The organism is Pseudomonas sp. LJDD11, assembly GCF_024584215.1.
Classification (GTDB): Bacteria; Pseudomonadota; Gammaproteobacteria; order Pseudomonadales; family Pseudomonadaceae; genus Aquipseudomonas.
This window is the reverse complement of sequence record NZ_JANJFL010000015.1, coordinates 115,642-138,177: the sequence shown is the minus strand read 5'-3', so window position 1 is coordinate 138,177 and position 22,536 is coordinate 115,642. Positions and strand designations below refer to the sequence as shown.

The 22,536-nt window shown below is 62.1% G+C and carries 26 protein-coding genes; 4 read left to right on the top strand and 22 right to left on the bottom strand.

What is annotated here, in order from left to right; translation table 11 throughout:
- Window positions 1-21 precede the first annotated feature (21 nt).
- Window positions 22-144 (top strand): zinc ribbon domain-containing protein, encoded by a 123-nt coding sequence (locus NRB16_RS18115; protein ID WP_306456403.1) that lies wholly within the window; start codon window positions 22-24, stop codon window positions 142-144.
- A gap of 17 nt (window positions 145-161) precedes the next feature.
- Here NRB16_RS18115 and cadR read toward each other — a convergent pair whose 3' ends face one another.
- On the bottom strand, window positions 162-608 hold the full coding sequence (gene cadR, locus NRB16_RS18110) for a Cd(II)/Pb(II)-responsive transcriptional regulator (protein WP_045485879.1): 447 nt from the start codon (window positions 606-608) through the stop codon (window positions 162-164).
- Window positions 609-691: 83 nt separating this feature from the next.
- Here cadR and NRB16_RS18105 point away from each other — a divergent pair, with 83 nt between their 5' ends.
- The gene (locus NRB16_RS18105) at window positions 692-2,914 is read left to right on the top strand and encodes a heavy metal translocating P-type ATPase (RefSeq protein ID WP_257106608.1); all 2,223 of its coding nucleotides are present in this window, start codon (window positions 692-694) and stop codon (window positions 2,912-2,914) included.
- Between the two features lie 183 nt (window positions 2,915-3,097).
- Here the strand turns inward: NRB16_RS18105 and NRB16_RS18100 are convergent, their stop codons facing one another.
- The 18 genes from NRB16_RS18100 to NRB16_RS18015 all read right to left on the bottom strand — a co-directional run bounded on the left by NRB16_RS18100 (window position 3,098) and on the right by NRB16_RS18015 (window position 17,496).
- A complete protein-coding gene (locus NRB16_RS18100; protein WP_045485885.1) occupies window positions 3,098-4,486 on the bottom strand; it encodes an amino acid permease in 1,389 nt (462 codons plus the stop codon).
- Between the two features lie 120 nt (window positions 4,487-4,606).
- Complete coding sequence (locus NRB16_RS18095) at window positions 4,607-5,305, bottom strand: anti-sigma factor domain-containing protein (RefSeq protein WP_253111894.1); 699 nt, start codon at window positions 5,303-5,305, stop codon at window positions 4,607-4,609.
- Complete coding sequence (locus tag NRB16_RS18090) at window positions 5,302-5,844, bottom strand: sigma-70 family RNA polymerase sigma factor (RefSeq protein ID WP_253140730.1); 543 nt, start codon at window positions 5,842-5,844, stop codon at window positions 5,302-5,304. The genes NRB16_RS18095 and NRB16_RS18090 overlap by 4 nt, the downstream gene beginning before the upstream one ends.
- Before the next feature lie 79 nt (window positions 5,845-5,923).
- The gene (locus NRB16_RS18085) at window positions 5,924-6,457 is read right to left on the bottom strand and encodes a DUF3455 domain-containing protein (protein WP_045485894.1); all 534 of its coding nucleotides are present in this window, start codon (window positions 6,455-6,457) and stop codon (window positions 5,924-5,926) included.
- A gap of 111 nt (window positions 6,458-6,568) precedes the next feature.
- Window positions 6,569-7,366 (bottom strand): phosphatase PAP2 family protein, encoded by a 798-nt coding sequence (locus tag NRB16_RS18080; RefSeq protein WP_257106607.1) that lies wholly within the window; start codon window positions 7,364-7,366, stop codon window positions 6,569-6,571.
- Between the two features lie 3 nt (window positions 7,367-7,369).
- Window positions 7,370-8,050 carry a histidine phosphatase family protein gene (locus NRB16_RS18075; RefSeq protein WP_257106606.1) on the bottom strand — a complete coding sequence of 227 codons (681 nt, stop codon included), beginning with the start codon at window positions 8,048-8,050 and terminating at the stop codon, window positions 7,370-7,372.
- Between the two features lie 111 nt (window positions 8,051-8,161).
- Entirely contained in the window at window positions 8,162-8,833 is a 672-nt protein-coding gene (locus tag NRB16_RS18070; RefSeq protein WP_257106605.1) for a class I SAM-dependent methyltransferase, read from the bottom strand.
- Window positions 8,834-8,911: 78 nt separating this feature from the next.
- Window positions 8,912-10,087 carry a Na+/H+ antiporter NhaA gene (gene nhaA / locus NRB16_RS18065; protein ID WP_257106604.1) on the bottom strand — a complete coding sequence of 392 codons (1,176 nt, stop codon included), beginning with the start codon at window positions 10,085-10,087 and terminating at the stop codon, window positions 8,912-8,914.
- 29 nt (window positions 10,088-10,116) lie between these two features.
- A complete protein-coding gene (locus NRB16_RS18060) occupies window positions 10,117-10,716 on the bottom strand; it encodes a HutD family protein (protein WP_257106603.1) in 600 nt (199 codons plus the stop codon).
- A gap of 68 nt (window positions 10,717-10,784) precedes the next feature.
- Window positions 10,785-11,108, bottom strand: coding sequence for a DUF3392 domain-containing protein (locus NRB16_RS18055; protein WP_045485905.1), 324 nt, complete (start codon window positions 11,106-11,108; stop codon window positions 10,785-10,787).
- A 9-nt stretch (window positions 11,109-11,117) separates the two neighbouring features.
- A complete protein-coding gene (hemW, locus tag NRB16_RS18050) occupies window positions 11,118-12,329 on the bottom strand; it encodes a radical SAM family heme chaperone HemW (RefSeq protein WP_257106602.1) in 1,212 nt (403 codons plus the stop codon).
- Window positions 12,329-12,922, bottom strand: a complete 594-nt coding sequence (gene rdgB / locus NRB16_RS18045; RefSeq protein WP_045485911.1) for an RdgB/HAM1 family non-canonical purine NTP pyrophosphatase — start codon at window positions 12,920-12,922, stop codon at window positions 12,329-12,331. Before rdgB ends, hemW begins: the two co-directional genes overlap by 1 nt.
- Window positions 12,919-13,362, bottom strand: coding sequence for a DUF4426 domain-containing protein (locus NRB16_RS18040; RefSeq protein ID WP_257106601.1), 444 nt, complete (start codon window positions 13,360-13,362; stop codon window positions 12,919-12,921). The genes rdgB and NRB16_RS18040 overlap by 4 nt, the downstream gene beginning before the upstream one ends.
- Before the next feature lie 19 nt (window positions 13,363-13,381).
- Window positions 13,382-14,002, bottom strand: a complete 621-nt coding sequence (gene metW / locus NRB16_RS18035; RefSeq protein ID WP_045485917.1) for a methionine biosynthesis protein MetW — start codon at window positions 14,000-14,002, stop codon at window positions 13,382-13,384.
- Window positions 14,003-14,009: 7 nt separating this feature from the next.
- Entirely contained in the window at window positions 14,010-15,149 is a 1,140-nt protein-coding gene (locus NRB16_RS18030; RefSeq protein ID WP_257106600.1) for a homoserine O-acetyltransferase, read from the bottom strand.
- Between the two features lie 183 nt (window positions 15,150-15,332).
- Window positions 15,333-15,923: a YggT family protein gene (locus NRB16_RS18025; protein ID WP_253111910.1), complete on the bottom strand. Its 591-nt coding sequence runs from the start codon at window positions 15,921-15,923 to the stop codon at window positions 15,333-15,335.
- 28 nt (window positions 15,924-15,951) lie between these two features.
- Window positions 15,952-16,773, bottom strand: a complete 822-nt coding sequence (gene proC / locus NRB16_RS18020) for a pyrroline-5-carboxylate reductase (RefSeq protein WP_045485926.1) — start codon at window positions 16,771-16,773, stop codon at window positions 15,952-15,954.
- Window positions 16,774-16,797: 24 nt separating this feature from the next.
- On the bottom strand, window positions 16,798-17,496 hold the full coding sequence (locus tag NRB16_RS18015; RefSeq protein WP_257106599.1) for a YggS family pyridoxal phosphate-dependent enzyme: 699 nt from the start codon (window positions 17,494-17,496) through the stop codon (window positions 16,798-16,800).
- Between the two features lie 55 nt (window positions 17,497-17,551).
- On the opposite strand from NRB16_RS18015, the gene NRB16_RS18010 reads away from it, so the two are divergent.
- Window positions 17,552-18,586 (top strand): type IV pilus twitching motility protein PilT, encoded by a 1,035-nt coding sequence (locus tag NRB16_RS18010; protein WP_045485932.1) that lies wholly within the window; start codon window positions 17,552-17,554, stop codon window positions 18,584-18,586.
- Window positions 18,587-18,699: 113 nt separating this feature from the next.
- Here the strand turns inward: NRB16_RS18010 and NRB16_RS18005 are convergent, their stop codons facing one another.
- Window positions 18,700-19,380 (bottom strand): C40 family peptidase, encoded by a 681-nt coding sequence (locus tag NRB16_RS18005; RefSeq protein WP_253111912.1) that lies wholly within the window; start codon window positions 19,378-19,380, stop codon window positions 18,700-18,702.
- Between the two features lie 248 nt (window positions 19,381-19,628).
- On the opposite strand from NRB16_RS18005, the gene NRB16_RS18000 reads away from it, so the two are divergent.
- Window positions 19,629-20,036: a TM2 domain-containing protein gene (locus tag NRB16_RS18000; protein WP_045485937.1), complete on the top strand. Its 408-nt coding sequence runs from the start codon at window positions 19,629-19,631 to the stop codon at window positions 20,034-20,036.
- A 224-nt stretch (window positions 20,037-20,260) separates the two neighbouring features.
- Here the strand turns inward: NRB16_RS18000 and NRB16_RS17995 are convergent, their stop codons facing one another.
- Both NRB16_RS17995 and NRB16_RS17990 read right to left on the bottom strand, forming a co-directional pair.
- Window positions 20,261-21,532 (bottom strand): dihydroorotase, encoded by a 1,272-nt coding sequence (locus NRB16_RS17995; protein ID WP_257106598.1) that lies wholly within the window; start codon window positions 21,530-21,532, stop codon window positions 20,261-20,263.
- Complete coding sequence (locus NRB16_RS17990; RefSeq protein WP_045485942.1) at window positions 21,529-22,533, bottom strand: aspartate carbamoyltransferase catalytic subunit; 1,005 nt, start codon at window positions 22,531-22,533, stop codon at window positions 21,529-21,531. Before NRB16_RS17990 ends, NRB16_RS17995 begins: the two co-directional genes overlap by 4 nt.
- Between the last annotated feature and the right edge of the window lie 3 nt (window positions 22,534-22,536).

The window sequence follows — 22,536 nt, the reverse complement described above, 5'->3', positions numbered from 1 at the left end:
AGTCCGAAAGGTAGAGCCGGTTTGCGAATAAGAGAATGGACTTGCGTGTGCTGCGGTACAGCCCACGACCGTGATGTAAACGCGGCCCGGAACATTCTCGCGGCGGGGCATCGCCGTCTAGCTGTAGGAATCCCCGCTCTTTAGGGCGGGGAGGATGTCAACTAGTGCCCGTGGCTTCTGCCGACATGTGACGGCTCACCCTCGGGCGCCGCCACCGCGCCGGTGACTTCCAGGCGATCAAGAATCGCGCAGTGGTCCGGGTCGTTGTCGTTGCAGCGCTGGCGCAGGTTACGCAACTGCTGTTGCAGCGCCTGCAGGCTGGCGACCCGCGCGTCGACGTGGGCGATGTGCTCGTCGATCAGGGCATTGACGCTCTCGCACTGATCCTGCGGGCTGTCGCGCAGGTTCAGCAGGCGCCGGATTTCATCCAGGGTCATGTCCAGGCTGCGGCAATTGCGGATGAAGCTCAGGCGCTCGACGTGGGCCTGGGTGTACAGCCGGTAATTGCCTTCGGTACGCGACGGCACAGGCAGCAGGCCTTCGCGTTCGTAATAGCGGACGGTTTCGACCTGGGTGTCGGTCAGTTTGGCCAGTTCACCGATTTTCATGAGCAGGATTCCGCGCAGGTGCTTGACCCTATAGTGGCTACAGGGTGTTCACTTGGCAATATCTTGATTTGGAGGATGGACCCATGGGGCAGATCACCCGGCTTACACCTGTGCATAAACATGACGATCACCAACCTGAGCAACCCGCCCACACCCATGGCTGCTGTGGCGGTGCTGCGGCACCGGCGCAGGTGACCCTGGTCGCGGCGGCGGATGGTGAGGCGCGGTTGAGCCAGTTCAGCATCGAGCAGATGGACTGCCCCACCGAACAGACCCTGATTCAGGATCGCCTGGGCAAAATGGAGGGGATTCACAAGCTGGAATTCAATCTGCTGCAGCGTCGTCTCGGGGTCTGGCATGTGTTGCCCGACACCGCCGCGATTCGTGACGCAATTGGCTCGCTGGGCATGCAGGCCCAGCCGCTCGAAGAGGGCCCAGAGGCTGCTACGGTAGCGAAAAAAAGCGCCTGGAAGCTGCTGACCGTGTCGGGCCTGACTGCACTGGGCGCAGAGCTTGTGCATTTCAGCGCAGGGCCGGAGTGGCTGGTGATCGTGCTGGCGCTGGTGTCGATCCTCAGTTGTGGCCTGGGCACCTATAAAAAGGGCTGGATTGCCCTGAAAAACCTCAATCTGAACATCAATGCGCTGATGAGCATCGCGGTTACCGGCGCGGTGCTGATCGGCCAGTGGCCGGAAGCAGCCATGGTGATGTTCCTGTTTACCGTGGCCGAACTGATCGAAGCGCGCTCGCTGGACCGGGCGCGCAACGCCATCAGCAGTCTGATGCAACTGACTCCGGAAACCGCCACCGTGCAGCAGGCCGATGGCAGTTGGCTGGAGCTTGAAGCCAAGGCTATCGGGCCTGGAGCGTTATTGCGGGTGCGGCCCGGCGAGCGCATCGCCCTGGACGGCGAAGTGGTCAGCGGGCAATCGAGCATTGATCAGGCGCCGATTACCGGCGAAAGCCTGCCGGTGGAAAAGACCGTGGGCGACAAACTGTTCGCTGGCACCATCAACCAGGCAGGTTCTTTGGAGTACCGGGTGACGGCTGCGGCCAGTCAGTCGACCCTGGCGCGGATCATCCATGCCGTGGAACAAGCGCAAGGCGCCCGTGCGCCGACCCAGCGTTTCGTTGACCAGTTCTCGCGGATCTACACCCCGGCCGTGTTCCTCACCGCGCTGGCGGTGGCTTTGATCGCACCGCTGTTGTTTGCCGGCGCGTGGTTCGACTGGGTCTATCGGGCGCTGGTCCTGCTGGTGGTGGCCTGCCCTTGCGCACTGGTGATTTCCACCCCGGTGAGTATTGTCAGCGGTCTGGCGGCGGCGGCGCGTAAAGGCATCCTGATCAAGGGCGGGGTGTATCTGGAGATGGGCCGGCAGATCGACTACCTGGCCCTGGACAAGACCGGCACCCTGACCCATGGCAAGCCGGTGCAGACCGACTGTGTGGTACTCGACAGCCGGGTCAGCAACGCACCAACCATTGCCGCCAGCCTGGCGGCACGCTCTGACCACCCGGTGTCGCTGGCCATCGCTCAGGCCGCCGATAGCAGTCTGGCGCTGGCGCCAGTCAGCAACTTCGAAGCGCTGGGCGGTCGTGGTGTGGCCGGGGACATCGACGGTCGTCGTTATCACCTGGGCAACCACCGCCTGGTGGAGGAGTTGGGGCTGGGCTCAACAGCGTTGCAAGCACGGCTCGATGCACTGGAGTCGCAGGGCAAGACGGTCGTGCTGCTGCTCGACGAAAACGGCCCGCTGGCGTTGTTCGCGGTGGCCGACACGGTCAAGGACAGTAGCCGCGAAGCCATCGCGCAACTGCATGAGCTGGGCATCAAGACCCTGATGCTCACCGGTGATAACCCGTACACCGCCCGTGCGATTGCCGATCAGGTTGGCATCGACCAGGCCCGCGGCAATCTGCTGCCGGCCGACAAACTGCAAGCCATTGAAGCGCTGTACGCCAACCAGCACCGGGTTGGCATGGTCGGCGACGGCATTAACGACGCCCCGGCCCTGGCGCGTGCCGAAATCGGTTTCGCCATGGCCGCCGCCGGCACTGACACCGCCATCGAAACCGCCGATGTCGCGCTGATGGACGACGACCTGCGCAAAATCCCGGCCTTCATCCGCCTGTCCCGCGACACCTCAGCCATCCTGCGCCAGAACATCGCCCTGGCACTGGTGACCAAACTGATCTTCCTGGCTATCACCTTCACCGGCATGGCCACCATGTGGATGGCCGTGTTCGCCGACATGGGGGTAAGCTTGCTGGTGGTATTCAATGGATTGCGCTTGCTCAAAAAATGAGCAGGCTCTAATGACACGCTATGCAATCGCAGACTTACAGCTACAACGTATCCGTAACTGCATACCCCGGTGGGAGCCAGCTTGCTGGCGAAGGCGGCGGCACATTCGCAGCAGATGCTGTGAATGTGCCGGTCTCGCTGGGCAAGGTCTTTGCGGCTGAAGCGGATTAAAGCCCGGCCGCTCCTACAGGGTTTTGCCTTTCCCGGCATCTGTGTTCGGCTGTACCCAGATGTAATAAGCCAGCACCAGCAACACCACCCATACCGCACCTACCATCAATGCCGCGCGGCTGTTCGGGAACCAGCCCAATACACCAAAGATGAACACCATGAACACAATCGCCGCCGCCGGACCCCAAGGCCAGAACGGCACCGGGAACTGCAGCTTGCTGACCTCATCGGCATTCATTGAACGACGCATGGCCACCTGAGTGAGCAGAATCATCAGCCATACCCAGACCGTGGCGAACGTAGCCAGCGACGCGATAAGCAGGAACACATCCTTGGGAATCAGGTAATTGAGCACCACACCCCCCAGCAAGGTGATCCCCATCACCAGCACCGTCATCCACGGCACGCCCTGTTTCGACAGCTTGGCAAAGCTCTCTGGCGCCTGACCTTCTTTGGCCATGCCGTACATCATCCGTCCGGCACCGAAAATATCGCTGTTGATCGCCGACACTGCAGCCGAAATCACCACGATATTCAACACCGTGGCTGCCGCAGGCATACCCAGATTATTGAAAATCTGCACGAACGGGCTGCCCTGGGTACCGATCTGCGGCCATGGGAACAGGCACATCACCACAAACAAGGTCAGTACATAGAACAGCAGGATCCGCAGCGGCACCGCGTTGATCGCCTGCGGCAGGCTGCGTTTCGGGTCCTTGGCTTCACCGGCGGTGATGCCGATGATCTCGATGCCGCCGAAGGCGAACATCACCACTGCCAGCGAGGCGATCAGCCCGGCCACGCCATTGGGCATGAAGCCGCCGTGTTCCCATAGGTTGCTGATCCCGGTGGACACCTCACCGCCGGTCGCACTACCGATACCGAACAGCATGATCCCCGCGCCGCCGACGATCATGCCGATGATGGCGCTGACCTTGAGCAATGACAGCCAGAACTCGGCCTCACCGAACACCTTGACGTTGCACAGGTTCAGCGCGCCGATGAAGAACACAATCGACAACACCCAGATCCAGCGCGGCACCTCCGGGAACCAGAAGCCCATGTAGATACCGAATGCGGTCACGTCGGCAAGGCAGACGATGATCATCTCGAAGGCATAAGTCCAACCCAGCACAAAGCCTGGCAACGGGCCCAGATAGCGGCTGGCGTAGTGGCTGAACGAGCCGGATACCGGGTCATGAACGGCCATTTCACCCAGTGCGCGCATGACCATGAACACCGCCGCACCACCGATCAGGTAGGCCAGCAGTACCGCCGGGCCGGCTTGCTGGATGGCGGCCGCCGAGCCATAGAACAGCCCTGTGCCGATGGCAGAGCCCAGAGCCATGAAGCGGATATGGCGGGCGGATAACCCACGTTTCAAACCATCTGTTGACGTCATTTCTGGTCCAATTCATTACTGGTGTGGCAAGTGACTGCACAGCTGTGCGCAAAAAACTGCCCCTGACAGGCAAGCCCGCCATTCTACGGCAAGAATGCCGTAAGCGTTTTGCGCGATTGCTCAGATCACTTTTACTGCCCGCCCAATGAACTGGATCGGCCCGGTCGGTTTGCCGGTCGATGAGCCGTTGGCGCTTTCCAGGGTCAGCTCGAACAACTGGTTGGGTTGCAGTGGCGGCAGTTTGTCGAGCGGTACATGCAGCGTCTGGCCAGGTTTGACCAGGCCCAGCGAGACCGGGCCTTGCCAGTCATCGCCCTTGGTCCAGAACTCCAGCGCCTTGTCGCTGGGGACTTCACTGACGCTCAGCGGAATCAACTGGATCTGGCGGCTGTCGCGGGTCTGCACCACCCAGCCCGGCGCCTTGTCTTGCGGTGCGACCAGCACCACCACATACGAGGGCTGGCTGAGCGGTGGCTGCATCAGCAGCAGGCTGCCCAGCACCAGCGAGGCCGCCAGCCCGGCACCGGCCAGGCCGCGCCACAGCCCCAGGCTGTCCCACCAGCGCCGGGCGCGCTCGGCACTGCGCAGCGGTTCGGCCAGCGACTGTTCGATGCGCGACCACAGTCCGGCAGATGGCTGTACCGGCTCGCACAGTTCGGTCAATGGCAGCAGCCGGGCTTCCCAGGCATCGACCGCGGCTTGCAAATCCGGCTCGACCGCCAGGCGCTGTTCGACCTCGGCCCGTTCGCTGGCAGACAGGGTGCCGAGCACATATTCGCCAGCCAGCTCATGAAGATCGCGATCAGCAGTTGAAGTCATCCCAGGCACTCCCGCAAGGCCGCCAGGCTGCGCTTGATCCAGGCCTTGACGGTGCCCAGCGGCGCGCCGACCTGCCGGGCGATCTGTTGGTGGGTGTAGCCGTCGACATAGGCGTGACAGATACAGTTGCGCCGCACCGGGTCGAGCTGTTCCAGACAATGCTGGAGGCGTCCCGGATTGACCTGCCAGTCGAACGCTTCAGCCTCCTGTGCCGCCAGGCCATGCACTTGATCTTCCTCCAGCGCCACTTCACGCGCGCTGTTGCGGATATGGTTAAGCGCCAGACGGCGGGTCAGGGTAAAGATCCAGCCACGGGCCGAACCACGCTGCGGATCGAACCGGTGGGCCTGAGCCCAGATTCTGATGAACGCGTCATGCACGATATCTTCTGCCTGCGCGCGGTCACGCACGATGCGCAGGACAACGCCCAGCAAGCGGGCGCTTTCCTGATGATAAAGGCGCTGCAAGGCCCCACGCTCGCCACGCGCGCAGGCCTGCAGGGCGGCTTGATAATCAAACTGCGATTCGTACGAGGTCAAAGTCGATCCACCATCTGAGGATTACTGCGACCTCGAACGAGGCTGCCAGTGCAGCAGCATATACCACACCGGCTGGCGGTTAGTTGGCAGCCCAGAAAACATAATCGGCCTGGTACTTGACCACTTCCTTGGCGCCCTTGTTGCTCTCGTTGCAGGCTTTGGCCGGGGCCACGCCGCCCTTGAGCGCCACGCGCTGGATATAGGTGGTGCCGGTCAGGGTGCCTTTGCCTTCAGCCGGGTTGGCCTTGACCAGTTGATAAGGCAGGTTACCCGCGCTCGATGGCGCGACCGCGACCTGGGTGCCGGTCAGTTTCGAGCCGTCTTTGGCTTCCCAGGTGGCGGGCGGGCCGTAGTAGCTGCCGACCGCCTTGCCGCTCTTGTCATTGAGTACCGCCTTGGGACCGACGAAGGTCCATTCCAGCTCGTTGGCGGCATTGGCTTTGGCCTTGCATTCGTAGGTAATTTCACCGACGCCGGTGGTGTGCAGGCTGACCTTGTTGCCGGCCGGCACCCGCACGCTTTCGGGCAGATCGGACTGGGCGAAGGCGCCCGGTGCCAGGCAAGTCAGCGCCAGAGTGGTTCCGGCCAGGCAGAGCAAGCGTTTTGCGTTCATGCAGAAATCTCCAGAAAGTTGAACCGCGCTCAGCAACTCAAGGGCTGCTATGAAGTACTACCCGCGGGGAGACGATCTGGATGCAGTGGCGAAAAAATATTTTTCGGCTGGCTAATGCTGTTGGGTTGGCAGTGATTCAAGCGCTGGCGGGCGCTGCTCATCCGGGATTTGACGATAAACGCTGCGGGCCATGAGTGCGCAACACCACCACACCACCAGCCCGGCCCAGAAGGTGTGTGACAGGTAGTGCCAGCCCTGCAGCACCCGGGTGGTGCCGAATACCAGGCCCAGCGCCAGGGTTGTGATCAGGACCTTGCGTGCGTGTTGCCACTGATACCGCCGGGCAATGAAGTACAACGCCATCAGGCTGAACGCCCCGCTGGCATGGCCACCCGGCCAGCAGCGACCGGGGCCGGCCTTATCGAACAGGCTGAAGTTGGCAAACCACAGGTAGTGCTGCTGCTTGCCGCCATACAGGGTGGTTTCCACCGGACAGTACACGCTGGTGTGGCTTTTGAGGTAATGGACGGCCGTTGCACTCAGAGCGAAAGCGAACAGGAAATACAGACTGTCGCGAGCATGACGGTGCGACCATTCCAGCACTGCGGCCAGGCGTGCTTTACGGGTCAGACGCAGCACGCGGTTATCGGGGCGGCGGTTTAGCAGCCACCAGGCACCCGCCAGCAGCAGCGCAACGATTGCCGCACTGGTGAACAAGCCTGGAATCGCCCGCGCCCATTGATGGGTAATGCGTTCGAACAGCAGGTTGTGTTCGAACACGAAGGTCTGTGTGGCCGGGTCGTAAAACAGATTACTGATGGCCTGGTCCAGGTCGGTAAGGTCGAAGGCCAGGAACGTCAATACGGCCAGTAGCACCGAGATGCTCAGCGAAGGGTGGCGGGCGGGCATGGCTCACTCCTGGAATACGGACAGCTTTTGCCACTGGTCAGCTTTCATCGAACCCAGCAGGTGTGGTTTGCCCTGACCATTGACTGACACCAGCAGCGCTTCGGTGTAATCGCTATCGCGCTCGCCTGGCTGCACGTGGAGTTTGCGCAGCAGGTGGTCGATACAGCCGCTGTGGGTCACCAGCACCATATTGCGATGGCGGGTTTTTTGGGTCATCAGGCTGCCAGCAAACCCGGCGTCGCAGTTCCCGACCCAGCTGGCGGTGGGAATTTCCCGGCCAAAGATGAACGAGGCGGTCTGGCGGGTGCGGGTCAATGGGCTGGCCAGCACCTGGGCATCGGCCAGGCCCAGCTTCTCAAGGCCAATGCCCACACCCTGAGCCACCTGGGTGCCGGCCAGGGTGATGCCGTCGGGCGGACCCAGGCAAGCGTTGCTGGACTGGTCGCAGCGCTCGGCATGGCGAATCAGCACGATTACATTGCCTTGCTGCCATTGGGCAAGGGCCCCGGAGTTGACCAGTTGATTATCTTTGCCAAGGTCGGTGACCCGATTGAGGCTCAGGTACCAGCCAGCGGCTGCAGTCATGATCAGCAGTATCGCAAAGGCAACGCTGCGGGCGAGTTTGCGCAACAGGCTGCGGGGCGCGAGCGATGGGGTCAGGGGGGTGTCGAGGGTCAGGGCCACGGGGTGCTCCGCACTGATGATTGTGAGCTGGCGCGGTTGCGCGTCAGCGAGGCTGGCCGCACTTTAAGAACCCGCAGGTACCGGGTCGGTGAAGTGCTTGTGAAAAAAACATCACGCGCCGTCGGCATGCTCTTTTTGCAGTATGTACACGCTGCGCATCGACAACAGCGGGGCGAAATCCAGGCGTTGCAGGATGTGAAAACCGGCTGCGCGAAACTCTTTTTCGATCCGGGCGCCGGGCATGGCAACGTAATCGTCGGCTTCTGCCTCGCGGTCAGGGAAAAAGCGTTGCTGCCAGGCCGACAGGTTGCCGTCGATGCAGACCGAGACAATCACGGTCTCGCGGGTGACGCGATGGAATTCCTGCAGCAGCTCCATTCGCAGCATCGAGTCGCGCACCTGCGCGAACAGATCCATGCAGAAGATGCAGTCAACACAGTTGTCCGGCAGGTCGATGTCCAGCACGGTGGTCTGCAAGGGCATGATGCGCTGTACCAACGCTGGCTCGTGGCTGCTACAGGCCGCGTGGATGGTGTCGGCACTCTGGTCGGCGGCGACGATGATGCGTGAGGTTTTTTCTGCCAGTACCTGCCAGAAACGCCCGGCATCACAGGGTAAATCGAGCACCAGTCCTGGATCGTCAGCCCAGTGCAGAGCCTTGCGCGCAAGTTGTTCTTCACGCCACCGCACCAGGCGTGTGGACAGGCTGGTATGCGCAACAGTCAGATGATGGCCGACCGCATGATGGTCAAGGCCTGGTTCAATGCTTGATGGCGTGCTCATGACACTCTCCAGTGGTTCATGAGCACTACATTAATGAGCCTGACGTAGCACGATGGTCAGGCGCAGGTGAAAAGCGTGTCAGCTTCGCTGCGGTGCGGCCCGCAACAGCAGCATGCCGAGCACGGCCGACAGCCCCGAGCCGATCAGCACGCCGACTTTTACTTCATCGACCAGATGCGGCGCACCGGGGAAGGCCAGGTTGCCGATGAACAGGCTCATGGTGAAACCGATGCCACACAGTACCGCCACACCATACACCTGCAGCCAGTTGCTACCCTGCGGCAAGACGGCCAGCCCGGCGCGGATCGCCAGCACGGCCGCGAGGAACACGCCGACCTGCTTGCCGACGAATAACCCCAGCGCCACCCCCAGCGGCACCGGGTCGACCAGGTTGTCGGCGCTGATCCCTGCCAGCGATACACCGGCATTAGCAAAGCCGAAGATCGGCACGATGGCGAACGCCACCCAGCCGTGCAGCTTCTCTTCGAGCAGCAATAGCGGCGACTGGCTTTCGTCCTTCTCGCTGCCCAGCGGGATGCACAGTGCCAGCGCCACACCCGCCAGCGTGGCATGCACGCCGGACTTGAGTACGAACACCCACAGCAATACGCCCAGCAGCAGGTAGGGCAGCAGGCGTTTGACCTGCAAGCGGTTCATGATCACCAGCACCGCCAGCGTGGCGAATGCGGCGAGCAGCATGGGGATGTTCAGGCCCGAGCTGTAGAACAGGGCGATGATGGTCACTGCGCCCAGGTCATCGAGGATCGCCAGGGCGGCCAGAAAAACTTTCAGCGAAGTCGGCACCCGTTTGCCCAGCAACGACAGCACGCCCAGCGCGAAGGCGATGTCGGTGGCTGCCGGGATCGCCCAGCCACTGAGGGTTTGCGGGTTGCTCCAGTTCACTGCCAGATAAAGCAGTGCCGGTACCAGCATGCCACCGGCAGCGGCAAAGCCGGGCAGGGCGCGTTGCTCCCAGGTTGACAGGCCGCCGGCCAGCACTTCGCGCTTGATCTCCAGGCCGACCATCAGGAAGAACACCGCCATCAAGCCGTCGTTGATCCACAGCTCCAGCGACAAGCCTAGCCAGACGGTATGCAAGGCTGCGAAGTAACGGTCGGCCAGCGGACTGTTGGCGACGATCAGCGCCGCCAGTGCAGCGAGCATCAGGACGATGCCGCCAGCGGCTTCGGAATGCAGAAAATTACGCAGCAGGGCGAGGGCGCGGGGTGATTCCTGGCGCGGAAAGTGAGTCATTGGATTTCCTGTAAATCGTTAAAGCGCGTTTATTGTGCGCCGATAGCAGACAGCTCGATCAGGCAGCAGCGGCTTGGGCCGGGCGCCTGCAGTTCGATTTCCAGCAAGCCGCCGGGGTTGTCGGCGCGCAGGCAGTCATGTTGGCCGAGAATTTCCCAGAGCCCGTCATTGATGCTGATTGCAACTTGTTGCGCGGCACTGAACAGCAATACCACGCTGGCTGAGCTGAACAGCCGTTGCGGCTGGATGACGTCCAGCCAGTGCAGGCGTGCGTTGTAGCGTTGCGGGTGGTAGATCAGGTTGAAGTCGCGAATCGGACCGTCCAGCAAGGTGCTGCTGACCTGGCTGTCACCGCTGAAGGCCAGCGGGTCGGAGACTTTCAGCGGGCGGCTGGGTTGGCCGTCGATGGTCAGGCTCATGCCAGCGCCTTGCAGCACGGTGATGATGCGTTGATAGCCAGCAAAAACAGAAAAATCGCCACTGTTTTGCACATCGGCCAGCGACAGGCGCCAGCCAAAGTCATCGAGTGCCTGCCCGGCGTCACGGGCGATTTCCATCGTCGTACCGCCGCCGTTCTTCCAGGGGGCACTGGGGTAATCCTTGGCGTGGAGCAGGATGGTATGGGGCATGGGTCGGACGTCCTTGAGGCATGCAGGGCGATGGCCATCATAGCAGTTGTCGATACAACCGGGCCGCGTCACTTGCGATCGGCAATCACCCCGATCAGCACCAGCACCACCAGCAGCACCGGCGCCAGGCTGTAGTTATTGAACTGGCTGAGTCCCTTGACCACCCAGGGGGTGGCGTAGATCAGCGCCGCACCGCTGCCGATGGTGCAGGCCAGGGCGATCAATGGCACACGAATGGCACTGCTCATGCTGCCGACCCGTTGCTCGACCCAGCCTTTGATATCTGCACCGAACAGCACCAGCAGGCAGCCCACCAGGGCCAGGGCGATTTCCGAAAGATTGCTGCGGCTCCAGCGCGAAACAGTGGCGAGCAGATCGAGTACGAGGTCCATGCAGGTTCCTTAGATCAGAAAGTATTGCAACAGGTCGTTGAGGAACAACTGGCCCTTGGGCGTGGCCGCCAGACGCTGCGGATCGGCCTGCAACAGGCCGCGTTGTTCGGCCTGCTCACGGCCGAGGGCCAGTGAATCGGGGCTTAGACCGGTTCTTTCACGAAATAATGCAGCGTCCACGCCATTTGTCAGGCGCAAGGCGTTCATCAGAAACTCGAAGGGCAGCTCATCGAGCGGCAACAGCTTGCTGCCGGCCTGGAATGGCTTGGCCGGGTTGAGGTAATCCTTGGGCAGGCGGGTCTTCCAGGTGCGTTCAATGCGCCCGTCCGGGTGGCTGAGCTTGCCGTGGGCGCCGGCACCGATGCCGATGAAGTCACCGAAGCTCCAGTAGTTGAGGTTGTGGCGCGCCTCTTTGCCGGCCTGGGCATAGGCCGAGACTTCGTACTGTGCATAGCCATGTTCAGCCAGCAATTGCTGGCCGGCTTCCTGTATATCCCAAAGGATATCGTCTTCGGGCAGCAACGGCGGCTGGTTCCAGAACACCGTATTGGGCTCCAGAGTCAGCTGATACCACGACAGGTGGGTGGGCTGCAGGGCGATGGCCTGACGCAGATCGGCCAGCGCTTCGTCCAGGCTCTGGTCCGGCAAGCCGTGCATCAGGTCGAGATTGAAGTTGTCGAAGCCAGCCTGGCGCGCCATGTCGGCGGCGCGAATCGCCTCATCACCGTTATGAATGCGCCCCAGCGCTTCGAGCTTGTCGGGCTGAAAGCTCTGAATGCCGATCGACAGGCGGTTGATGCCCAGCTTGCGGTAGGCACTGAATTTGGCTTGCTCGAAAGTCCCGGGGTTGGCCTCCAGGGTAATTTCGATATCGTCAGCGAAGCGGATACGTTGCTCGACCCCCACCAGCAGGCGGCCCAATGCTTCAGCGCTGAACAGGCTGGGGGTGCCGCCGCCAAAGAAGATCGAGCGCAGTTCGCGGCCATGCACGTTGGGCAATTCCAGGTCCAGGTCGGCCAGCAAGGCGTCGACGTACTCCTGCTCCGGCAGCACCGGGGTTGAAGCGTGGGAGTTGAAGTCGCAGTACGGGCATTTGCGCACGCACCACGGGATATGAATGTACAGCGACAGCGGCGGCAGTTCGGGCAAGGCGTCGCGCGGGGCTACCGAAGAGAAACCGCCGGCACCGGGGTGCAGCGGTTGTACGTCTGAATCAGTCATTACAGGCCCAGACGCTCGCGCAGCAACACCATGGCACGGGCCCGGTGGCTGAGCTGGTTCTTGTCGGCCGGCGCCAGGTCAGCGCTGGAGCAGTTGCGCTCCGGCACCCAGAACAGCGGGTCATAGCCGAACCCGTGTTCGCCGCTGGCGGCATGCAGGATGCGCCCGTGCCACAAGCCTTCGCAGAGAATCGGCAGCGGGTCGTCGGCGTGCCGTACCAGCGCCAGAACGCAGACAAACTGCGCGCCGCGTTGCTCATCGGGGACGTCTTTCAGAGCGTCGAGCAACTTGGCGTTGTTTGCCGCATCTCCCTGGCCGTCGGCATAGCGCGCCGAGTAGATGCCCGGTGCGCCACCGAGAAAGTCCACCGCCAGGCCGGAATCATCAGCCAAGGCTGGCAGGCCGGAAATCCGCGCCGCGTTGCGCGCCTTGAGGATCGCGTTCTCGACGAACGACAGGCCGGTTTCATCCGGCTCGACCGTGCTGAATTCGCCGATCGAGCGCAGTTGCACGCTGCCGCCAAGCATGGCTTGCAGCTCTTTGAGTTTGCCGCCGTTGTGGCTGGCCAGTACCAGTTGGGTGAAATTCATCATGGGTCCGGAAAGAGTTCCTGGTTGAAACTGAAGCGGTGGGTCACGCCGCCGGTTTCCACCTTGAGGTCGAAGATTCGGGTTTGCTGTTGCGGCACAGGATACTGCGCCACGTAGTAGATCGCGCCGGTTTCACGGATCACCCGGAAGTTGAGCGGCAGGCTGTCGCCGGTCAGTGACTTGAGGCTGCCGCTGACCTGGGCTGCCTGCGGCTGGCCCTGTTTGAGCACCGTCAGGTTGATCACGCCCTGCTGCTTGCTGCGGATCAGTTGCAGTTGCCGGGCGAGCTGCGGTTGCAGGAAGGTCGAGCTGAACGTCGAGTAGTGCACCGTCACATCGCCAAAACGTTGCTGGCGGTCAGCGTCGATACGCTCTGCCGCCAGGGCCGGCAGGGCCATGGCGGTGAACAACAGGCAGGTCAGATGTTTCAACAACCTGTTCATGGGCATGTCCTCGGGGTGCTCAGACCGCGAGCTGATGCTCGCTCAGGCCCGGGCTGCGGACCCGGTAGATTCCAACCTCACCCAACAGATTAGGCCACAGTTTGCTCGCCCACCCGTGGCGGTGCTGGTTATCCACCGCCATGCGATCGAGCACCCGTGCGTCACGCTCACGGCACAGCGCCTCGAAGTCCTTGAAGGTGCAGAAGTGGATGTTCGGCGTGTTGTACCAGGTGTAGGGCATGAAGTCCGACACCGGCATGCGGCCGTTGCGGGCCAGGTACCAACGACAGCGCCAGTGGCCGAAGTTGGGGAAGGTGATGATGCACTGGCGGCCCACGCGCAGCATTTCGTCGAGAATCTTGTCCGGGTAATGCACGGCCTGCAACGCCTGGGTCATGACCACCACGTCGAAACTGTTACTGGCGAAGTTGCCCAGCCCCTTGTCCAGATCCTGCTCGATGACATTGATGCCGTTGAGCATGCACTGGGCAATGTTGTCGGGGTCTTTTTCCAGGCCGTAGCCGGTGACTTGCTTGTGGTCGCGCAGCCAGGCCAGCAACTCGCCGTCGCCGCAGCCCAGGTCGAGCACGCGGCTGCCAGCGGGAATCCACTCCTGGATGATCTCCAGATCGGCTCTCATGAGGTCCTCACAGCGCAATACGATTCATGTAGTTGCCGAAAGCCTGCACATAGCGCGGGTTCGGGATCAGGAAGGCGTCGTGGCCCTGCGGCGCGTCGATTTCCAGGTAGCTGACGTCCTTGCGCGCCGCCATCAGCGCATCCACCAGTTCCCGCGAGCGGGCCGGCGAGAAGCGCCAGTCGGTGGTGAAGGACATCACGCAGAATTTCGCGGTGGCCGTGGCGAAAGTTTTTGCCAGGTCATCGTTGTGCTGCGCGGCCGGATCGAAATAGTCCAGCGCCTTGGTCATCAGCAGGTAAGTATTGGCGTCGAAGCGCCCGGAAAACTCCTCACCCTGATAACGCAGGTAGCTCTCGACCTGAAACTCCACGTTGTGGAAGTCGTAGTTGAGCTTTTCGTTTTTCAGGCCGCGGCCGAATTTCTCGCCCATCGAATCGTCGGACAGGTAGGTGATATGGCCGACCATCCGCGCCAGCATCAGGCCGCGCTTGGGAATCACGCCATGGCTCTGGAAAGCGCCTTTGTGGAATTCCGGGTCAGTGAGAATCGCCTGGCGCGCCACTTCGTTGAAGGCGATGTTCTGTGCTGACAGTTTGGGCGCCGAGGCAATTGCCAGGCAGTGGCGTACGCGCTCGGGGTAGCTGATGGTCCATTGCAGCGCCTGCATGCCACCCAGACTGCCACCGACTACCGCAGCCCATTGGCTGATGCCCAGGCGGTCTGCCAGACGTGCCTGGCTGTTGACCCAGTCCTCGACGGTGACCACCGGGAAGTTGGCGCCGAACGGGCTGCCGGTCTCCGGGTCAAGGCTGCTCGGCCCGGTGGAGCCGTTGCAGCCACCGAGGTTATTGAGGCTGACCACGAAGAAGCGGTTGGTATCGATCGGCTTGCCGGGGCCGATGCAGCTGTCCCACCAGCCCGGTTTGCGGTCTTCGCTGCTGTGGTAACCGGCGGCGTGGTGATGGCCCGACAGGGCGTGACAGATCAGCACCGCGTTGCTGCCCGCAGCGTTCAACTGACCGTAGGTTTCGTAAATCAGGTCATAGGCTGGCAGGGTACGACCGCAGGCCAGGGCCAGCGGTTCATCAAAGTGCGCCAGTTGCGGTGTGACCAGACCAACAGAATCGGGGGGAAAGACCGTGGGCATCGACCCTGCTCTCGCTGTAAAGAGGCGTAAGTCTAAAGACCCGAGGGGTTGGCAGCAACACAGAACCCTGTAGGAGCGTCCGGGCGGCGATCCGCTTTAGCCGCGAAAATCCATCAGGCGACGCAGTTGCATCGTTTGATCGGGGGCTTTCGCGGCTAAAGCCGCTCCTACGGGGGGGCGCGGTTACATCAGCATGCGCAGTACTTGCGGCATGCCGGTCATCGCCGCCAGGTTGTTGATCACCAGCATGTCCAGCAGCTTGATGACCATGAACGCCAGGATCGGCGAGATATCCAGGCCGCCCAGGTTTGGCAGCAGGCGACGAAACGGCGCCAGCACCGGCTCGCAGATCTGGTTGACCAGTTCGGCGCCAGGGTTGTGGCTGCCCGGCGCGACCCAGGACAGGATCACGCTGATGATCAGCGCATAGAAGAAAATGTTCAGGAACAATCCGGTGACACCGATGATTGCCCACACCAGCAGCGACAGGAACGGGCCGGTGGTGCCTGCGGCGAGCAGCAGGGTCAGGGCCATGAGCACCATCTGCACGATGATCGCCAGCACCAGCGACGACATGTCCAGGCCGAACAGGCTCGGGATGATCCGGCGCAGCGGGCGCAGCAGCGGCTGAGTGGCCTTGACCGCAAACTGGCTCAGCGGGTTATAGAAGTCGGCACGCACCAGTTGCAGCACGAAGCGCAACAGGATCACCAGCAGGTAAAGGCTGCCAAGGGTTTGCAGGATGAAAATTGCAGCGGTGTTCAATCCGATCATTGATCAGCTCCGGTAAGCGCCTGAAAAATTATTGGCCCAGTTGTTCGGCCAGTTCTGCCGAGCGTTTGGCTGCGGCATTGAGGGCCGTCTCGACCAGCGCTTCGAAGCCGCCAGCCTGGAAGGATTTGATTGCAGCTTCGGTGGTGCCGGCCGGCGACGTGACGCGGCGACGCAGTTCGGCGGCATCCACGTCGCTGCCGGTGCTCATCAGCGCAGCGCCCAGGGCGGTCTGCTGGGTGAGCTGGCGGGCGATGTCTTCGGGTAACCCCAGTTTGACGCCAGCGGCGGTCATGGCTTCGATCAGCAGGAAAAAATACGCAGGGCCACTGCCAGACACGGCAGTCACCGCATCGAGTTGCTGTTCTTGTTCAAGCCACAGGGCGACACCGACGGCCGACAGCAGTTGCTCGGCCTGCTGGCGCTGGACATCACTGACCTTGTCGGTGGCATACAGGCCGCTGACGCCCTGGCGCAGCAGGGCCGGGGTGTTGGGCATGCAGCGCACCACCGGTTGCTGTTCGCCCAGCCACTGGTTGAGGCTGGCGCAGGTGATGCCGGCGGCCACCGAAACGATGAGTTGCTCAGGCTTCAGGCTCGGCGCCAAATCCTGGCAGACCGCTTTCATCATTTGCGGCTTGACCGCCAGCAGCACCACATCGGCGCCCGTGACGGCGTCGGCGTTGTCGGCCACCACTGCAATGCCGTGCTCGGCAGCAATCCGGCCACGGGTCTCGGCCCCCGGATCGGCGGCGCGGATGTCGTCGGCTTCAACGCCCTGGGCACGCAGGCCGCCGATCAGGCTGGCGGCCATGTTGCCGGCGCCGATGAAGGCGATACGAGTCTTGCTCATGACAGGTTTCCTTGAGTTCAGAGGTTATGGCTGGCCGTGTGTCTGGCTGTAGTCGCGGGCGCCAAAGAGCGCGGTGCCGATACGCACCCAGGTGGCGCCTTCACTGATGGCGGCCTCCAGGTCATGGCTCATGCCCATGGAAAGGGTGTCCAGTGCTTGCGGCAGTTGTTCTTGCAGGATACGGACTCTGGCAAAGGCTGCATGCTGCGCTGCGACATCGTCGGTCGGTTCCGGAATCGCCATCAGGCCGCGCAACTTCAGTCGTGGCAGGCTGGCAATGGCCGCCGCCAGTTGCGGCAGCTCTTCAGGCGTGCAGCCAGACTTGCTGGCTTCACCGCTGACATTGACCTGGATACAGATATTTAACGGTGCCAGGTGTTCAGGCCGTTGCTCGCTCAGGCGTTGGGCTATTTTCAGGCGGTCCACAGAGTGTACCCAGTCAAAGTGCTCGGCAAGCGAGCGGGTCTTGTTCGACTGAATGGGGCCGATGAAATGCCAGTACAAGGGCAGGTCGGCCAATTGCTGCTGTTTGCCCAGTGCTTCTTGCAGGTAATTTTCGCCAAAGTGCCGCAGGCCGGCGGCGAAGGCTTCGCGCAAGGCCTCGGCGGGCTTGGTCTTGCTCACTGCCAGCAGGCCGATGCTGTCCGGGTCGCGCCGGGCTGCCTGGGCCGCGACGCGGATTCGTTGTTCGAGCGTTGATATATTCGCTGCTATCGTGGACATTGATTCGGGCCGGCAGAACTGAGGTCTGCGGCATTCTATGTGATTGAGGAGCTGTATGGATATTACCGAACTGCTGGCCTTCAGTGCCAAACAGGGCGCCTCCGATCTGCACCTTTCCGCAGGCTTGCCACCGATGATTCGTGTCGACGGTGACGTGCGGCGGATCAACCTGCCGGCGCTGGATGCCAAGCAGGTCAAGGCGCTGATTTACGACATCATGAACGACAAGCAGCGCCAGGATTATGAAGAACGCCTGGAAACCGACTTTTCTTTCGAAGTCCCCGGCGTGGCGCGCTTTCGGGTCAACGCTTTCAACCAGAACCGTGGCAGTGGCGCGGTGTTTCGCACCATTCCGTCGAAGATCCTCACCCTTGATGACCTCGGCATGGGCGAGAACTTTCGGCGCATCACTGACGTGCCACGCGGGCTGATTCTGGTCACCGGGCCTACCGGCTCAGGCAAGTCGACCACCCTGGCGGCAATGATCGATTACCTCAACAGCAACAAGCATCACCATATCCTGACCATCGAAGACCCGATCGAATTCGTCCACGAGTCCAAGAAGTGCCTGGTCAACCAGCGTGAAGTGCACCGCGACACGCTGGGCTTTTCCGAAGCCTTGCGCTCGGCGCTGCGTGAAGACCCGGACGTGATTCTGGTCGGCGAGATGCGCGACCTTGAAACCATCCGCCTGGCGCTGACGGCGGCTGAAACCGGCCACCTGGTGTTCGGCACCCTGCACACCACCTCGGCGGCCAAGACCATCGACCGGATTGTCGATGTGTTTCCGGCTGCGGAAAAGTCGATGATCCGCTCGATGCTCTCAGAGTCGCTGCACGCGGTGATTTCGCAGGCGTTGTTGAAGAAGGTGGGCGGTGGCCGGGTGGCGGCCCATGAAATCATGATGGGCACGCCGGCAATCCGTAACCTGATTCGTGAAGACAAGGTCGCGCAGATGTATTCCGCGATCCAGACCGGTGGCGCGCTGGGCATGCAGACCCTGGATATGTGCCTGGCCGAGCTGGTCAAGCGTGGCCTGATTACCCGCGACAACGCACGGGAGAAGGCCAAGGTGCCGGATAACTTCTAATCGGGCACCTGTACCTCTGCAGACGATCACCCGCCGCCCTGCCGCGCCGCAATTGCAGGACCTCGCAGGAGCCGCTTTAGCGGCGAATGGCGCGGGCGCTTCTAGTGACTCTGTCAGCCCTTGGCGATATTCAGCGGGGCTTTCTGCTTGGGCAGGACGCGCTTGGCGACCTTGTAGTTCTTGTCCCAGTAAGGCTTCTTCAGCGTGTCAACGGTTACCGCCTTGCCACGGCGTGGCGCGTGGACAAAGCGATCGTTGCCCAGATAAATGGCAACATGGTTGATGCGTCGGCTCTTGATGTTGAAGAACAGCAAGTCGCCCGGCTTGAGGTCTTTGCGGTCTACCGCCTGGCCATGACCCGAGGCCATGTCCTTGGAGCTGCGCGGCAGGTCGACATTGGTCACATCGGAGAAGGCGTATTTGACCAGCCCGCTGCAATCGAGACCCTTGCCCGGCGTCGTGCCACCCCAGCGATAAGGCGTGCCGACGGTTTCCAGCGCGCGCTTGATTACCGCATTGCCCTGTTTGTTGCTGCCTGCGACAGCGACGGTGTCTGCGGATTTTCTGGAATTTCTGGCCGGCAGCGGGTTCTGAACCGTCGCCTTGCGGTCGTGCACAGCGTTGATGGCTTGCGCACGCGCCTGGGCCTGCGAGGCATCATAAGGCTGGGAAGCATGGCTCTTGGCGGTAAAACCGCTGAAGCCGGCGGGTAAGCGTTGTTCACGATTGGTGGCGTGAACGGCCAGTGGCATAAGGAGACAAATGGTCAGCCATGTCTTGAAAAAAGGACGCATTTGGCAGGGCTCTTAAAGATCAGCGCGCAACTCTATAACAGCTTGAAGACAAAGCCGACCCCATTGGTCGAGCCAATACCCCCTGAACTCTTGCGGATTTATTCAAGGTCTCTCTTGTAGCCAGCAGCAATCCCTTGAGTTACAAGGGGTTGAAGGCATTCTGATGACGCAGGACCATACGTCGGAAGGCACATGAAAAGTCACAAACTTTACACCTATTTTTTTGTATCGATGCGAAGAGGTCGTTCATGAACAACTATCGGGCTAACACGCACAGCAAGGTACTGGGCTATCTGCTGTGGATTTTCGGCTTTCTGGGTGCGCACCGTTTTTACTACGGCAAGCCGGTGACCGGGACCATCTGGTTCTTCACCCTGGGGTTGTTGGGGATCGGCTGGCTGATCGACCTGTTCCTGATTCCGTCCATGGACCGCGAAGCCGACCTGCGTTTCACACCGGGGCCGACCGACTACAGCCTGGCGTGGATCCTGCTGACCTTCCTGGGCATCTTCGGCGTACACCGCCTGTATCAGGGCAAATGGATCACCGGGATCATCTACCTGTTTACTGGCGGGCTGTTTCTGGTGGGCGTGCTGTATGACTTCTGGACCATGAACAACCAGATTTCCATCAGGAATGCACAGTTGCAGCGTTGAAAATGCCTCGGTGCTACGTTATCGCGCAGCAAACACCGAATCCCGACCGGCCGGGCGGCGATCCGCTTTAGCCGCAATACCGTTCAGATAGCGCCGCATACCCGGAGGCTTGCCGGAGTGCCGGACCACAACGAAGACGGCGGCACGTTCGCAGCAGATGCTGTGAATGTGCCGGCCTCTTCGCGAGCAAGCTCGCTCCCACAGGGGGCATCTACGGGGTTACATCAAGCGCTGTAGGTAATCCGTCCGTCCACCAGGGTGTAACGCACTGCGCCCGGCAGGCAATGGTCGAAGAACGGGCAGTTTTCGCCTTTGGACAGCCAGGCCTGGCCAGCCAGGGTGCTGGCGGCCGGGTCGAACAGCACCAGGTCTGCGGCGCTCCCGGCCTGCAACTGACCGGCCGGCAGGCGCAGTGCCGAGGCCGGGCCGCTGCTGAGGCGAGCGATCAGGGTCGGCAGGTCAAGCAGGCCGTCCTCTACCAGGGTCATGGCCAGCGGCAAGAGCAGTTCGACGCTGCTGATGCCAGGTTCGGTCGCGCCGAACGGTGCCAGCTTGGCATCGCGCTCGTGGGGCTGGTGATGGCTGGAAATCGCCTGGATCACTCCCGACTTCACGGCGGCACGCAGGCCGTCACGGTCAGCGCGGGTGCGCAGTGGCGGTTGCACGTGGTACAGGCTGGAGAAGTCGATCAGCGCCTCGTCAGTCAGGATCAACTGATACAGCGCCACATCAGCCGTCACCGGCAGGCCGCGAGCCTGAGCGTCAGCGATCATTGCGGCGCCACGGGCGCTGGTCAACTGACTGAAGTGCGCGCGTACGCCGCTTTGCTCGACCAGCAGCAGGTCGCGGGCCAGGGCCACGGTTTCAGCAGTTTCCGGAATGCCCACCAGGCCAAGGAAGCTGGCAGTCGGGCCTTCGTGGGCCAGGCCGCCGGCGGCCAGGTCGTGATCCTGAGAATTGAAAATCACCGTCAGGTCGAAGGTTGCCGCGTATTCCAGCGCCCGGCACAGGGTGCGGGTATTGTCGAAGGTCTTCAGACCATTGGTAAAGGCCACGCAACCGGCGTCGCGCAGGGCGACCAGTTCGGCCAGTTGCTCGCCTTCCAGGCCCTTGCTCAGGGCGCCGATCGGGTACACCTTGCTGAAGCCGGCCTCGCGGGCACGGTCGAGAATCAGCTCGGCCACTGCCGAGGTGTCCAGGACCGGTTTGGTGCGTGGCGGGCAGCACAGGCTGGTCACGCCGCCAGCGGTGGCCGCACGGGTTTCGCTGGCGATGGTGCCTTTACGGCTGTAGCCGGGCTCGCGCAGCGAGACGTTGAGGTCGACCAGTCCGGGCGCGGCGACCAGGCCTTGGGCGTCGATGCGCTGGGCCGGCTCGAAACCTGCCGGTGCAGCGCCAATGGCTAACAGTTTGCCTGCTTCGATGTGCAGGTCGGTGACCTGATCCAGCCCGCTGACCGGGTCGATGACGCGAGCGCCGAGAATGCTGAGCTTCACAGGGCGTGCTCCTGCTCGAATTGACGTTGGGCGTTTTGCCCGCTCATGGCCATGGACAGGACCGCCATGCGCACCGCAATGCCATAGGTGACCTGGTTGAGAATCACCGAGTGCGCGCCGTCAGCCACGGCTGATTCGATCTCTACGCCGCGGTTGATCGGGCCGGGGTGCATGACGATGGCGTCAGGCTTGGCACCGGCCAGACGTGCGGTGGTCAGGCCGAACAGGCGGTAGAACTCACCCTCGCTGGGCAGCAGGCCGCCCTGCATGCGTTCACGTTGCAGGCGCAGCATGATCACCACGTCGACATCCTTCAGGCCGGCCGCCAGGTCGGTGTAAACCTTGACCCCGTACTGTTCGATGCCGACCGGCAGCAGGGTCTTGGGCGCGATCACGCGGATATCCGGGCAGCCCAGCGCCTTGAGCGCCAGCATGTTCGAGCGTGCCACTCGCGAGTGCAGGATGTCGCCGACGATGGCTACCGAAAGGTTTTCGAAGCCGCCTTTGTGGCGGCGGATGGTCAGCATGTCGAGCATGCCCTGGGTCGGGTGCGCGTGGCGCCCGTCGCCGCCGTTGATGATCGCCACCTCAGGGCAGACGTGTTCGGCAATGAAGTGCGCCGCGCCGGAGTCGGCATGGCGTACCACGAACATGTCGGCAGCCATCGCTTCAAGGTTGCGCAGGGTGTCGAACAGCGTCTCGCCCTTGCTGGTCGATGAGGTCGAGACGTTGAGGCTGATCACGTCGGCCGACAGGCGCTGGGCCGCCAGTTCGAAGGTGGTGCGGGTGCGGGTCGAGTTCTCGAAGAACACGTTGCAGACGGTCTTGCCGCGCAGCAGCGGCACCTTCTTGACCGCTCGGGCGCCCACTTCCAGAAAGGAGTCGGCAGTGTCGAGAATTTCCGTGAGCAGTTCGCGGGGCAGGCCATCCAGGGACAGGAAGTGGCGCAGCTGGCCCTGGTGATTGAGCTGCAGCGGGCGCTTGGCGTCGAGAGGCGTCATCGC

Excerpts from the sequence above, each read along its gene's own strand:
- cadR (WP_045485879.1), bottom strand. The coding sequence starts at position 608 with ATGAAAATCGGTGAACTGGCCAAACTGACCGACACCCAGGTCGAAACC.
- NRB16_RS18105 (WP_257106608.1), top strand. The coding sequence starts at position 692 with ATGGGGCAGATCACCCGGCTTACACCTGTGCATAAACATGACGATCAC.
- NRB16_RS18100 (WP_045485885.1), bottom strand. The coding sequence starts at position 4,486 with ATGACGTCAACAGATGGTTTGAAACGTGGGTTATCCGCCCGCCATATC.
- NRB16_RS18095 (WP_253111894.1), bottom strand. The coding sequence starts at position 5,305 with ATGACTTCAACTGCTGATCGCGATCTTCATGAGCTGGCTGGCGAATAT.
- NRB16_RS18085 (WP_045485894.1), bottom strand. The coding sequence starts at position 6,457 with ATGAACGCAAAACGCTTGCTCTGCCTGGCCGGAACCACTCTGGCGCTG.
- NRB16_RS18080 (WP_257106607.1), bottom strand. The coding sequence starts at position 7,366 with ATGCCCGCCCGCCACCCTTCGCTGAGCATCTCGGTGCTACTGGCCGTA.
- NRB16_RS18070 (WP_257106605.1), bottom strand. The coding sequence starts at position 8,833 with ATGAGCACGCCATCAAGCATTGAACCAGGCCTTGACCATCATGCGGTC.
- nhaA (WP_257106604.1), bottom strand. The coding sequence starts at position 10,087 with ATGACTCACTTTCCGCGCCAGGAATCACCCCGCGCCCTCGCCCTGCTG.
- NRB16_RS18060 (WP_257106603.1), bottom strand. The coding sequence starts at position 10,716 with ATGCCCCATACCATCCTGCTCCACGCCAAGGATTACCCCAGTGCCCCC.
- NRB16_RS18055 (WP_045485905.1), bottom strand. The coding sequence starts at position 11,108 with ATGGACCTCGTACTCGATCTGCTCGCCACTGTTTCGCGCTGGAGCCGC.
- hemW (WP_257106602.1), bottom strand. The coding sequence starts at position 12,329 with ATGACTGATTCAGACGTACAACCGCTGCACCCCGGTGCCGGCGGTTTC.
- rdgB (WP_045485911.1), bottom strand. The coding sequence starts at position 12,922 with ATGATGAATTTCACCCAACTGGTACTGGCCAGCCACAACGGCGGCAAA.
- NRB16_RS18040 (WP_257106601.1), bottom strand. The coding sequence starts at position 13,362 with ATGAACAGGTTGTTGAAACATCTGACCTGCCTGTTGTTCACCGCCATG.
- metW (WP_045485917.1), bottom strand. The coding sequence starts at position 14,002 with ATGAGAGCCGATCTGGAGATCATCCAGGAGTGGATTCCCGCTGGCAGC.
- NRB16_RS18030 (WP_257106600.1), bottom strand. The coding sequence starts at position 15,149 with ATGCCCACGGTCTTTCCCCCCGATTCTGTTGGTCTGGTCACACCGCAA.
- NRB16_RS18025 (WP_253111910.1), bottom strand. The coding sequence starts at position 15,923 with ATGATCGGATTGAACACCGCTGCAATTTTCATCCTGCAAACCCTTGGC.
- proC (WP_045485926.1), bottom strand. The coding sequence starts at position 16,773 with ATGAGCAAGACTCGTATCGCCTTCATCGGCGCCGGCAACATGGCCGCC.
- NRB16_RS18015 (WP_257106599.1), bottom strand. The coding sequence starts at position 17,496 with ATGTCCACGATAGCAGCGAATATATCAACGCTCGAACAACGAATCCGC.
- NRB16_RS18010 (WP_045485932.1), top strand. The coding sequence starts at position 17,552 with ATGGATATTACCGAACTGCTGGCCTTCAGTGCCAAACAGGGCGCCTCC.
- NRB16_RS18005 (WP_253111912.1), bottom strand. The coding sequence starts at position 19,380 with ATGCGTCCTTTTTTCAAGACATGGCTGACCATTTGTCTCCTTATGCCA.
- NRB16_RS18000 (WP_045485937.1), top strand. The coding sequence starts at position 19,629 with ATGAACAACTATCGGGCTAACACGCACAGCAAGGTACTGGGCTATCTG.
- NRB16_RS17990 (WP_045485942.1), bottom strand. The coding sequence starts at position 22,533 with ATGACGCCTCTCGACGCCAAGCGCCCGCTGCAGCTCAATCACCAGGGC.